The organism is Lysinibacillus sp. FSL M8-0355, from assembly GCF_038008985.1.
Lineage (GTDB): Bacteria > Bacillota > Bacilli > Bacillales_A > Planococcaceae > Lysinibacillus > Lysinibacillus fusiformis_D.
On the sequence record NZ_JBBPAI010000001.1, the window covers coordinates 1,664,698 to 1,677,388 of the forward strand.

At 38.6% G+C, this 12,691-nt stretch carries 10 protein-coding genes and 1 other RNA gene; all 11 read left to right on the plus strand.

The genetic code is table 11. The annotated features are described in order from the left end of the window. The first annotated feature begins 156 nt into the window (after nt 1-156). The 11 genes from MKY46_RS07900 to MKY46_RS07950 all read left to right on the plus strand — a co-directional run bounded on the left by MKY46_RS07900 (nt 157) and on the right by MKY46_RS07950 (nt 12,646). Nucleotides 157-351 (plus strand): hypothetical protein, encoded by a 195-nt coding sequence (locus MKY46_RS07900; RefSeq protein ID WP_036118439.1) that lies wholly within the window; start codon nt 157-159, stop codon nt 349-351. A 216-nt stretch (nt 352-567) separates the two neighbouring features. After that, nucleotides 568-945, plus strand: a complete 378-nt coding sequence (locus MKY46_RS07905; protein ID WP_230593757.1) for a YppE family protein — start codon at nt 568-570, stop codon at nt 943-945. Further along, on the plus strand, nt 920-3,184 hold the full coding sequence (locus tag MKY46_RS07910) for a DEAD/DEAH box helicase (protein ID WP_340833911.1): 2,265 nt from the start codon (nt 920-922) through the stop codon (nt 3,182-3,184). Before MKY46_RS07905 ends, MKY46_RS07910 begins: the two co-directional genes overlap by 26 nt. Before the next feature lie 123 nt (nt 3,185-3,307). Continuing rightward, nucleotides 3,308-4,882 (plus strand): helix-turn-helix domain-containing protein, encoded by a 1,575-nt coding sequence (locus MKY46_RS07915; protein ID WP_089933182.1) that lies wholly within the window; start codon nt 3,308-3,310, stop codon nt 4,880-4,882. Nucleotides 4,883-4,980: 98 nt separating this feature from the next. Further along, a complete protein-coding gene (locus MKY46_RS07920) occupies nt 4,981-5,949 on the plus strand; it encodes an ABC transporter substrate-binding protein (protein ID WP_089933179.1) in 969 nt (322 codons plus the stop codon). A 29-nt stretch (nt 5,950-5,978) separates the two neighbouring features. After that, nucleotides 5,979-7,037, plus strand: a complete 1,059-nt coding sequence (locus MKY46_RS07925; RefSeq protein ID WP_089933176.1) for a serine hydrolase domain-containing protein — start codon at nt 5,979-5,981, stop codon at nt 7,035-7,037. A gap of 209 nt (nt 7,038-7,246) precedes the next feature. Continuing rightward, nucleotides 7,247-8,497, plus strand: a complete 1,251-nt coding sequence (locus tag MKY46_RS07930; protein ID WP_089933173.1) for a ribonuclease H-like domain-containing protein — start codon at nt 7,247-7,249, stop codon at nt 8,495-8,497. Nucleotides 8,498-8,618: 121 nt separating this feature from the next. Beyond that, nucleotides 8,619-8,915 carry a cell division regulator GpsB gene (gene gpsB, locus MKY46_RS07935; protein WP_036118417.1) on the plus strand — a complete coding sequence of 99 codons (297 nt, stop codon included), beginning with the start codon at nt 8,619-8,621 and terminating at the stop codon, nt 8,913-8,915. 61 nt (nt 8,916-8,976) lie between these two features. Then, nucleotides 8,977-9,356: RNase P RNA component class B (rnpB, locus tag MKY46_RS07940), an RNA gene on the plus strand. 404 nt (nt 9,357-9,760) lie between these two features. Then, nucleotides 9,761-11,506 carry a putative bifunctional diguanylate cyclase/phosphodiesterase gene (locus MKY46_RS07945; protein ID WP_036118414.1) on the plus strand — a complete coding sequence of 582 codons (1,746 nt, stop codon included), beginning with the start codon at nt 9,761-9,763 and terminating at the stop codon, nt 11,504-11,506. A gap of 3 nt (nt 11,507-11,509) precedes the next feature. Beyond that, nucleotides 11,510-12,646: a THUMP domain-containing class I SAM-dependent RNA methyltransferase gene (locus tag MKY46_RS07950; RefSeq protein ID WP_036118413.1), complete on the plus strand. Its 1,137-nt coding sequence runs from the start codon at nt 11,510-11,512 to the stop codon at nt 12,644-12,646. Nucleotides 12,647-12,691 lie beyond the last annotated feature (45 nt).

Consider the following 12,691-nt stretch of genomic DNA (forward strand, 5'->3'; position numbering starts at 1 on the left):
ATCTTTCATAGAAGACGTTTTTTTTAGGTTGAAGGTTCATTTTTAAAAATTTATCGAAAATCTTCTTCTTTCAGCTAACTTACGCTTATTTTGTCACGCTTGAAGGTAATTCTATACATACGAGGAATACTAAAGTAAAGCAAAGGAGGCGTTATATTGAACAAGTTAGAACAATTAGTTGCGCAGTTAGATCTGGTCAATCAATTACTTTTCACGAGAGTGTCCCTGGAAAACAATGCACATAGTTTGCACTTTTTTATGCAGCTTCAAGCGGTTAGCCAGAAAGTAAGCTTAGCAGAAAAGAACTGGCAAGTAAAGAATGCTTGTTCGCCTATTAGTAGTGAAAAATGATAGACTTTGGTACACTTATCTCATAAGCAATTGAACTAACACAATAGCATTAAAATTGATACATTATTTACCGTGAAATAGCGGTGAATAAAGATCAAGAGCGTGATATTTCCATAGTTGCTTTGTTGGACAAAATATACTCACCATGTATATGCAGTGACTACGAAATATATTTGCTTATGCGTAATTGATGAGAGATGAGGTGCAAAATTGTTAGTGATTCAGCAAACATCCCAATTAATAGATGAATGTGAACAATGTGTTTTACGATTCTGGCAAATGCGTGAGGAAGATCGGACACCTGATTTTTTCCAAGAGGTGAAACCACATGCTGATGAAATTCATCAACTATTGAAGGAATGGCAGCAAGAGGCCAATACATGGATTCAAAAAAATAAACCGAAATATATGCATACACAGCAAATTGCTTCAGTGGTAGAATCGATGGAGCAATTTGTTGTGCAATCTTTTTATAAAGAAACTAGTAAAAAACGTTTTTTAGATGCGACCCATTCTACCTCCTATACTTTAAAAACCTTTGAACGATTACTAAAGGAGGAGGAATCGAATGCTATCGAAGAAACGAACGATTAGGGAGCTTTTACAGGAATGGAGATACGATGAAGAATTAAAAGAGCGTATTTTACATTGGCAAACACTAGAAAGTCGACCAGCCAAATATGCACCTTTCCCAGGAAATTTACACCCATCCCTAGTGAAAGCACTACAGGCAAGGGGTATCGAGCAACTATATACACACCAGCGAGAAGCCTTTGATTTGGCGCAGCATGGTACATCTTTTACAGCGGTTACGCCAACTGCTTCGGGTAAATCCTATTGCTATCATCTACCAGTGCTGCAAAAAATAATAGAAGATAAAAATGCGCGGGCCATTTATTTATTTCCAACAAAGGCATTAGCACAGGATCAAAAAAATGATTTAAATGAACTCATTGAGCAAAGTGGCGAGGAAATTTTAAGTTATACGTATGATGGAGATACGGCGCCAGGCATTCGCCAAAAAGTTCGAAAGGCAGGGCATATCGTTATGACGAACCCCGATATGCTGCATTCCGGAATTTTGCCACATCATACTAAATGGGTCTCACTCTTTGAAAATTTGCAGTATATCGTTATTGATGAATTGCATACATATAAAGGGGTATTTGGTTCGCATGTTGCCCACGTTATTCGAAGACTAAAGCGTATTTGTGAGTTTTATGGTAGTAAGCCGGTGTTTATTTGTACATCAGCTACCATTAAAAACCCGAAAGAACTTGCTGAGCTTCTGACGAATGAATCACATGCACTAATTGCTGATTCAGGCGCACCTGTTGGCAAAAAAACCTTCCTTTTTTATAATCCACCAATTATTCATAAAACATTTGGGGTGCGTAGAAGTGCCGTGTTAGAGGTTAGTGATTTAGCCAAAAGGTTGTACATAGCTGGCATTCAATCCATCATTTTTGCCAAAAGTCGAGTACGAGTCGAGATGATTGTCACGTACTTAAAGGAGCTCACTCGCAATAAGCTACTCGATGAATCTGTGCGTGGCTATCGAGGTGGATACTTGCCCTCTGAGCGACGTGTCATCGAAAAAGGCTTGCGTGAGGGTACGATTCAAACAGTGGTTAGCACCAATGCATTAGAACTAGGTGTTGATATCGGTCAATTACAAGCTTGTATTATGACAGGTTACCCGGGAAATATTGCAAGTGCTTGGCAGCAAGCAGGACGTGCGGGAAGACGTCAGGATGAGGCATTGATTATATATGTTGCACAATCTTCTGCATTGGATCAGTATGTGGTCAATCATCCTTTGTTTTTGCTTGGTAGTACGCCAGAGGAAGCGCGTATCTATCCAGAAAATATGTTGATTTTAATGGATCATTTGAAATGTGCCGCCTTCGAGCTACCCTTTTCAATAGGCGATTCGTATGGAGAATATGACATACAGGAATTGTTGGATTACTTGGCGGAGGAAGGGGTTGTCTTTAAGACGAGTGACAAATGGCATTGGATGAGTGATCGTTTCCCTGCGCATGATATTAGCCTGCGTTCTGCGTCACAGGAAAATGTGGTCATAATTGATCTGTCCGTCCCTGCACAGACAAAGGTGATTGGAGAAATGGATCGTCATAGTGCCATGACCCTTTTACATGAAGAAGCCATTTACCTACACCAAGGTATTCAATTTCAAGTGGAGAAGCTCGATTGGGAAGAAAAAAAAGCCTTTGTACGTGAAGTAGATGTGGATTACTATACAGATGCCAATCTAGCAGTCGAAATGAAGGTGCTAGAGGAGGATCGTAGCCGTCCCTATGGAGGCGGTACAATTAGCTTTGGCGATGTTGGCTTAGTCGCACAAGCAACGATCTTTAAGAAAATCCGCTTCGGCACACATGACAATATCGGTTCAGGGCCTATCCACCTCCCGCCAGATGAAATGCATACAAGTGCTTCGTGGCTTTCGTTCAATAGGGTGTCTCAATGGTCAGAGGCAGAATTAACGGATGCTATGGTAGGAGCTGCTTATGCGATGAACGCTTTTATCCCGATTTTTATCCAGTGTGATAGTAGTGATGTAGCAGTTGTGCCGCAAGTAAAGGCATCACACAATGAGTTACCAACGTTCTTTGTTTATGATAAGTATCCAGGTGGGATCGGTTTAAGTGAGAGAGTATTTGCACTATGGGAAGAACTGTTAAACAAAACGCTACAACATGTATCGAGCTGTCCTTGTGAATCAGGTTGTCCGTCTTGTATTGGGGCGCAAGATAGTTTAGAGCAAGGGAAGAAAAGAGTGATAGATCTTCTTCGAATGTTAAATTAAATAAAAAGGGCTTAGGGAATAAGCAAGTTCGTTCCTCAAGCCCTTTTATATTTTATAAATAGTATCATCTTATTTGTTAAAACGAGGGTTACCTACTACGCTTGTGGGAAGGAGGAAGTCGATTTGCTATTCGACCAAATGACACATTTTCTTTTTCATTTTCTTGATATTAAAATTTTATCAAGCAAGACGAAACGGCATTATCAACAAAGACTTGAGAGCCATTGCTTACTGTTTACCACAAAGGGGACTGCTAATTTGGCTTTTGGAAATCACCAACACAGGCTGCTTAAAGATAGTGTCTACCTTTGCCCTGCTCAGAGCGAGCTTATCTTAAAGGTGGATTTAGAGAAGTTAACTACCGTTTACCTTATTACCTTTAATGCTCTCCCACAGATGGAGGCGAAGACTGATAGAGGAGAAGAGATAAATCTTGAACAAACAGAAGAAATCATCCGTCTTTGTAACAGTCTAATGGCATTGGTTGAGAGTCCTATCAAAGAGGACATTTTATTAAGCCAAGCACATTTTTACTTGCTTTTACATACCATCACTCAGCATCGTAAAACCTCTAATAGAGACTTGCAACATATGTTAGAAAAAACAAAACAACATATGGAGTATCATTTTCAAGAAGCTATTCAAGTGAAAGATTTAGCCCAAATGATGAATATAAGTGCAAAATATTATATGGAACTATTTCGAAAACAGTTTGGTATTAGTGCCATCCAGTATTTAATGAATATAAGAATGGAAGCGTCTAAATGGCTTTTAATAAAAGGAGGTAAAACCCTTCGAGAAATTGCAAGTGAGGTTGGGTATAAAGACGAGTTTTACTTCAGTCGTCGATTCAAACAACAAATGGGTATGTCTCCCTCTCTATTTATGAAAAGTCGTAGAAAAAACATCGCTGTTTTAGATAGTTCTTTTTTTGGCTTGCTTGCACCACTACATTATATCCCCATTGCAGCACCGCTCCATCCAACATGGCGATTTCATTACTATAAGACTTTTGGCAATCATGTACCTATTCAGCTAGCTGTGGGCAGAACGCCAGCCGTTTTAAATGAAAATATCGCGTTACTTCTACAAGAAAATCTGCAATATGATTATATATTTTGCTTAGATAATGTGACGGATGAGCAGTTGACGATATTACAAAAGAGAGGCCATGTTTATCGACTTGCGTGGAGCAGTTTATCATGGCGTGAACAGTTGCTAGAGGTTGCAAAAATCCTAGATGCAGAGATGGAAGCAAGGAAATGGCTTATAGAATACGAACAAACTGTACAAGAGGCGGTTGCTAGCTTAGCGTACATTTGCCATGAGCGAAGTATGTTATTTTTGTTAGTGAGAGGGGATGAATGCTATCTGTATCAGGATAGAAGTATTCAAGAAGTTTTGCTGGAGGACCTAGGACTAAATGTGATGATCTCTGACACACAAGAACCTATTACAATTGGGCAATTATCTGAAATGAATCCAGATTTCATCATGGTACTTGTTTATGAAGACGAAGAATCGATGATGAAATGGGACGAGCTTCAATCAGATGAGCTGTGGCTTGAATTGAAATCAGTGCGAAATGATTCCGTCTATACACTTACTCATTTTCCATGGCGCGACTATGCTCCGTTGCCACATTTACTGATTGTAAAAGAAGTCATGCAATTGTTAACCGCAGATAATTCATTATAAAATCCGCCTTTTCTACATGGACGCCAAAAGAACGCTTGTTTATTATTGATAATAGTTTTCATTCTCAATTGAGATTAGCGTAAAAGGAGGCGTTCTTGATGAAAAAAACTATGGTCATTTTAAGCATCATAGTATTAACTTTAACTTTATCTGCATGTACAAAAGATAAGGAAGAATCAACATCATCTGTCTTGCAAAAAAAGGAAAGTGAAGAACAGACAACAAAAATTACTTATTTAAATAATCATTACAGCGTTCCAGTAAAACCAGAGAAAATTCTCTTTTTAAATGCCTTTGAATCCATTGAGGATGCTGTGATTTTGGGCATAGAACCCTATGCAGCAAGTGCAATTGGTAGTGATGAGGAGCCATTCCCCAGTTTTTTTGGCGACGTTACGGCGAATACAATTCCTTTATTAACAACGAGTGGGGACAGTTTGGAGTACGTTTTGCAACTTGCACCAGATTTAATTATCAGTACAGATATGGAAGATCCAAAAGTTTTAGAACAGTTAGAGAAAATCGCACCAGTAATTCCAACTTCTCATTATGGACCAGATTGGCAGGAGAATCTTGAAATGCTAGCTGAGATTACTGGAAAGGCTGAAAAAGCAAAAACACTTATTGATAAATACCATCAGGATAAGCAAAATGCTATCCATTATCTCGATTCATTCCAAGACAAGGATATAGTAGCCATACGTATTCGAGGTGGCGAAATGATGATTTACCCTAAAGACGTATTTCTCAATGATGTACTATACGGTGAATTGAATCTCCCTGTGCCAGAAGCTATTAACAAGGTGAATCAGCAAACCGTTATTACTTTGGAGGGCCTCTATCAAGCCAATCCAGATTATATTTTTATTCAGTATGATCTTTATGAAAATGATATGGATGGAAGTATACTTGAGGAGCTTCAACAAAGCCCAGTTTGGAAAGGATTAAAGGCAGTCGAAAGCAATCAAGTTTTTATTAATGCTGTAGATCCATTGGTAATGGGTGGAGGGACATTGAATGGTCGAATTCGTATTTTAGAAGCAACTATGGAAGCATTAGGTAACTAAAATACGTAAAGGTGATAAGGAGCGATTGTGTGAAATTATCAGAGGAACTTGAGCAACTATTTATGTCAAAATTTGAACAAGGGCTTTTCTCAGGCAATATTTTAGTAGCGAAGGAAGGTAAACCTATTTATATAGGTACTTTTGGCTTATCAAATTACCATAGTGGCAAGAAGCTTTCCGAAAATTCCTTATTTGAGTTAGCTTCAGTAACGAAGCCTATGACAGCCATGGGCATTATGATTCTCGAGGAACAAGGGAAACTTAATTATGATGACACTATCAAGAAATGGATTCCCTCATTTCCATACGAAACCATTACTTTACGACATGCATTAACACATACATCTGGATTGCCAGATTATATGGAATTATTCGAAAGCCACTGGGATCATCATTGTATTGCGACGAATAGAGATGTACTACGTTTACTAACGGAACATAGACCACCGCTCTATTTTGACTCAGGTGAAAAGTATCAATATAGTAATACAGGTTATGTTTGCCTGGCAATGATAATTGAAAAAGTATCAGATATGTCCTATGCCATGTTCATGTTACAGCATATATTTAAACCGTCAGCAATGCAACGAACAAGGGTCATGAATCGCAGGTATCATCCTGAAGATGTTGAGGATTTTGCTTTTGGCTATATCCGTGATGAGAATAGTGCATTAATCTCCTTGCCTGACGACCTTCCAGGTTATGAGTTTGTGAACTATTTAGACGGAATCCAAGGAGATGGAATGATTCATTCAACCATAATGGACTTACTTTCGTTGGATAGAGCACTAAAAAGGGGGGATTTGCTTTGTGCATCATCTCTTGAATTGGCTCTGTCCTCAATTGTGACAAAGGATGGTCAAAAGACACCATGTGGCTTTGGTTGGTTCATTGATCAATCACCAAAAACAGGGAAAAAGGTATTCCATAGTGGTGGTTGGCCAGGTTATACCACGATGTTATGCCGTTATATAGAGACTGATTACACCATTATTATCCTCAATAATGTAGAATACCATACAGAAGATAACCTGCATGAAAGCGTATCAGATTGGTTACAGCAAATTGAAACATATATATTTCATTGAATGTGATACAGATAGAAACTCAGTGGGACTTTTTCCATTGAGTTTTTTTATCTTAATTCTGTGGATAGTATGCTATAGGTCGTGATAGTTTTAGGTTAACTTCTGCTCGTCAGTGTGAAAAACTAGACGAAATGACTTTGAATGAGTCTAACAATCATGGTAATCTTGCAAGAGAGTCTTATACTATAAGCAGAAAATGAGTGAAATGCATGTCTTACGAAAATAAAATACTACAAATGAAAAAAATGCTTGGTAAAAAACCAACGGCAGCTCAACAAAAGGTAGAAGAACTAGCTTATCAAAAGCCAGCTAAGCCGAGCTATACCGAGCGCTGGGAAAAGGCGGGGCTTACGGTTGTAGAAAATGATTTTGGGATTGTGTTTAAGCGCCATGTGCAGTATCCGTTTTCTTATCAGCATGGTCATTATCAGCTACAGTCATTCTTTGATGCCTTGAAAAAATGGCAGGGTGCCGAATTTGACCATCCTTATGCACTTGATTTACAGGAGCCTGTATTATTTTTTGATACGGAAACGACGGGCTTAAAAGGTGTTGGTACGCATATTTTTTTGCTTGGGTTTTTAGAGGTAGACGAAGAATGTTTTAAATTGACTCAATATATTCTTGCAGATCCTGCACATGAGGCAGCTTTCTTGTTTGAATCAAAGCTTTGGCAAAAATCAGCGACTGTGATTACCTACAATGGGAAAAGCTTTGATTGGCCGCAACTTGAAACGAGATGGACGCTCCATCAAAAAACATTACCAAAATTACGAGCGCAGCGACAGATTGATTTGTTGCATAGTTCGAAGCGTTTATGGAAAAATGATATGGAGCGCTTAAAATTAAAATCTGTGGAGGAAGAGAAACTTGGTTTTTCTCGTATAGGAGATATTCCAGGCCATCTTGCACCAATTATTTATTTAGATGCTGTGAAAAGTGGCATACCTGACGCTCTTATGAAGGTGCTGCTTCATAATGAGTGGGATTTACTGTCCCTCATCACACTTTATAGTCATTCAACGCAATTATTGTTTGAAGAGGAGCATGAGGAATCAGCAAAAACCTTCACCAATATTGGGAAATGGTATGGCGATTTAAAAGAAAGCACACAAAGCGTAAGGGTTTTAGAAAAGGTGACAATGCAATTTGATGCACTAGAAGCGGGGAATGCTCAATATTATTTAGCGTTACAGCATAAAAAGGGAAAACGTTATAATGAAGCTATTGACTCATTTGTAGCCTCTCTCCATTTTGTTGAACCAAGGACAAAGTTACATGCCCTTGAGCAGTTAGCCATACTTTATGAGCATCAAATGAAAGACTATGACCAGGCCCTTTATTATACGCAAGAAGGCATACGTCTTATTCAAAATCATGAGCAATGGAGAATAGAACAAAAACAAAAATGGGAAATTTCGTGGGAAAAGCGATTACACAGATTAGGAAATAAGAAATAATTTCCTGGGGAAGCGCAAGAAACGACAAGTTTAGCCTTACAATTGGTGTTTTCAGACGATATAATGTGATGAAGTATGCTATAATGTATTCGTGTATGTAGTGTGAGGAAGGGCGATGTGAATGGACATTAAATTAACGTCAAAAATGATCCTTGAAAAGGAATTTAAAAAGAACTTTAAAGGCTACAATGTAGAAGAAGTAGATTCTTTTCTTGATGAAATTATTCAAGATTATGAAACGTTTGAAAAAGCGGTGGCCCAACTACGTGAAGAAAATAGACAGTTAAAAGAAGAAATTGATAGTACCCCAAAGAGACAACCAGTTGCATCAGCAGCTGCTGGTACAACTAATTTTGATATTTTAAAACGTCTTTCTAATTTGGAAAAGCATGTATTTGGCAGCAAGCTATACGAATAATTTTTTATTAATTATATTGTATTTAACATAAAACTCTAGTATAATCTTTCGTATCATCATGAAATTCTGGTAATCGCTGCGGCGCTAGACGTCGTAGAGGAAAGTCCATGCTCACACGGTTCTGAGATGTCCGTAGTGTTCGTGCTTACTGAAAAAATAAGGTAAGGCAGCTGTTCAAGCTGACGGCGGAAGGAAAACCTAAGTCCTAGGATATGGTTGACACTTCCTGAAAGTGCCACAGTGACGAAGCTTGCTTGGAAACATGCAAGGTGGAACGAGGTAAACCCCACGAGTGAGAAACCCAAATTATGGTAGGGGCACTCTCTTGAAGGAATTGAACGGATAGAGGGACAGAGTATGCTCTGTAGATAGATGGTTACCACCTGATCGTACGAGGCGCAAGCTGTTTGAGTACTCAGGAACAAAACATGGCTTATGGAATTTTTTGATGCTTATCTACGAAATATCAAACGCTCTCCAATTCGGTGGAGAGCTTTTATTTTGAGTTCATGAGGAAAAAGTAACCTTGTTAATCAAGTCTTGGTATGCGCGATACGTTTGAAAATGGCGAATATATCGCTACCGCTTCTAAGTCATAACATCTGAAAACGGCTATCGCATCCACGTGATGTATTGCTCTTGATGGCATATTTTATCGGGTGTCTAAACACCCGTTGATCAAGATAAAGCCTCTGGCGAATGGCGCAGATTTTAGTAATTTGCAGAACATGTAAGTTCGAAAATATCTGGACACAATTAGCTGAGGCGGAATGGATTACATACCGGTTAACCTGACATAAATGCCCTTTGAGGGGGAGTATAGAGAGATAGGATGGAGCGGAAACATGAACGGAGTAAACAATTGGGAAAGTATGGATAAACTAAAGCTAATTTCTAAATATCCGACTACCTTAATACTTAAAATCTTCGAAAATGTATCTGAAGGTATCATGATTACAGATGAATTCAAAAAGATAGTAATGGTCAATCCTGCCTTTGAATTTGTTACAGGCTATACACGTGATGAGGTGGTTGGAAAAACGCCAGCCGTATTACAATCAGGTGTACATGAGTTGCCATTCTATTTAGAGATGTGGGAACAGATACGACAAGAAGGCATTTGGCAAGGTGAGATATGGAATCGTCGTAAAACTGGAGACGTATATCCTGAATGGTTAACAATTGTTTGTGTAACCAACGATGAGGGTGAGGTTACAAATTACTGTGGTATTTTCACAGATTTGTCTGAAAGAAAAATAGTAGAAAACGAATTAGAAAAGCGTTTGCTTACGGATTCATTAACAGATGTATCCAATCGTTTTGCCTATATTGAAAGAATGGATAATCTCTTAGAATCGACTTCTGCTATTTCTCATTCAGTGCAGCATGCGATCTATTTCTTAGATTTGGATCGATTTAAGCAAATTAATGATACATTAGGCCATGCTGTTGGAGATTTAATTTTGAAAGAAGTAGCAAATCGTCTAAAACAGCTACTAAAAAACAAAGACATTATTGCTAGATATGGTGGCGATGAATTCGTCATTACTTTAACCAATGTGAAAAATGTGAAAGAGGCTGCAAAATTTGCTGATCAAATTATTAGTTGTATCGAACAACCAATGATGATTAACGGTCAGGAAGTTTTTATGTCGACAAGTGTGGGTATTAGTGTTTATCCAGTAGATGGTAAAAATACAGAACAACTCATCAATTGTGCAGATCGAGCAATGACCTATTCCAAAAAGAATGAATTAAACGGCTATTCCTTTTATTTTGATGAACTACAAACAGACGCACAGCGCGTTTTATTGCTAGATTCAGAGCTAAGAAAAGCTATAGAAAACCGTGAATTTGAGCTGCATTTTCAGCCGAAGATTTCGATGGAAGATGAGCAAATTCAAGGCTTAGAGGCACTGGCTCGCTGGAATAGCGAGAGGTTAGGCTTTGTGTCACCTGCGGAGTTTATTTCCTATGCGGAGGATACGGGTTTAATCATTCCGTTAAGTGAGCTTATTATTGAAAAAGCATGTGAGGCAGTTATTCAAATGCAGCAACAGGGTTGGAAAATACCTGTTGCCATTAATATATCGAGTATACACTTTAAACAGCAGAATTTTTTAGAATCGATACAAGCCATATTAGAGCGCTATAATATGCCAGCTAATAATTTTGAAATAGAAGTGACGGAGCGAACGGTGATGAACAGTGCGAACGAGACGGTTAGTAAATTGGTTCGTTTGAAACAATTAGGCTTTAAAATCTCAATCGACGATTTTGGGACAGGCTATTCATCCCTAAGCTATTTAGTTCGCTTTCCATTAGATTGTTTAAAAATTGATCGAAGCTTTATTCAGCATATTGGCTCACTCGATGAAAAACAGGCAGTTGTAGATGCGATTATTCAAATGTCCCATCGCCTAAAAATGAAAGTTGTTGCTGAGGGTGTAGAACAGGCACAACAAGTGGATATACTACGTAAAATGAACTGTGATATTATCCAGGGCTATTATTACAGCAAACCATTACCATTAAACGATCTCATTGAGTTTATGGAGTTTTGGGAAATTGAGCATCAAGGAAGGAAATAAGTTATGGCAAACTATCAATTAGTAGCTACGTCAGCAATGGGCTTAGAGTCTATTGTGGCCCAAGAAGTAAAAGCTCTTGGCTATGAAACAACTGTTGAAAATGGCAAAGTATATTTTGAGGGCGATGAAACGGCTATCGCACGCACCAATTTATGGTTGCGTGTAGCGGATCGTGTCAAGATAGTCGTTGGACAATTCCCAGCAAAATCTTTTGAGCAATTATTCGAAAGTGTCAAAGCATTACCATGGGAAAAGTATTTACCTGTGGATGCGGCTTTTCCGGTTTCAGGGAAATCTGTAAAATCGAAATTATTTAGTGTACCAGATTGCCAAGCAATTACCAAAAAAGCAATCGTTGAACGAATGAAACAGCATTATAAACGACTTGGCTTTTTAGATGAATCGGGTGCGACTTACAAAATTGAGGTTTCGATTTTAAAAGATGTGGCGACACTGACTATTGATACATCTGGCGCAGGCTTACATAAGCGTGGCTATCGTCAGGCACAAGGGGAGGCACCGTTAAAGGAAACGTTAGCGGCGGCACTTGTGCAAATTTCGAAGTGGAATCCAAATCGTCCGTTCGTTGACCCATTCTGTGGCTCTGGTACTATTACACTTGAAGCGGCAATGTTTGGACAAAATATTGCACCAGGGTATAACCGTGAATTTATTTCTGAGGATTGGCCTTGGATGAAAGCGGCCATCTGGGATCAAGTCCGTGATGAAGCGGAAAGTTTAGCCAATTATGATCAGCCATTAGAAATTATTGGTTCTGATATTGACCATCGTATGGTCAGCATTGCACAAGAAAACGCAATAGAAGCGGGCTTTGGTGAGTTAATCACGTTTAAGCAAATGCAAGCACGCGATTTTACAACACAGTTAACGGATGGTGTCATGATTGGGAACCCACCATATGGAGAACGTATTGGTGATGTAGAAGTCGTGGAGCAGGTAATCCGTGATGTCGGGAAAGTCATGAAAAACTATCCATCTTGGTCTGTGTATATGCTATCCTCCATGAAAAATTTTGAAGAATTATATGGACGCCAAGCGACGAAGAAACGAAAATTATTTAATGGTTTTATTGAAACAAATTATTATCAGTTCTGGGGTCAAAAGTCTAAAAGAGATTAACGAATAGTAACGGAAGATAAGATCTTTTCTTATCTTCCGTTTCGT

What these genes read in the sequence shown, in the direction of transcription:
- gpsB (WP_036118417.1), top strand. Translation starts at nt 8,619, where the DNA reads ATGGACATTAAATTAACGTCAAAAATGATCCTTGAAAAGGAATTTAAA.
- MKY46_RS07910 (WP_340833911.1), top strand. Translation starts at nt 920, where the DNA reads ATGCTATCGAAGAAACGAACGATTAGGGAGCTTTTACAGGAATGGAGA.
- MKY46_RS07920 (WP_089933179.1), top strand. Translation starts at nt 4,981, where the DNA reads ATGAAAAAAACTATGGTCATTTTAAGCATCATAGTATTAACTTTAACT.
- MKY46_RS07945 (WP_036118414.1), top strand. Translation starts at nt 9,761, where the DNA reads ATGAACGGAGTAAACAATTGGGAAAGTATGGATAAACTAAAGCTAATT.
- MKY46_RS07950 (WP_036118413.1), top strand. Translation starts at nt 11,510, where the DNA reads ATGGCAAACTATCAATTAGTAGCTACGTCAGCAATGGGCTTAGAGTCT.
- MKY46_RS07930 (WP_089933173.1), top strand. Translation starts at nt 7,247, where the DNA reads ATGTCTTACGAAAATAAAATACTACAAATGAAAAAAATGCTTGGTAAA.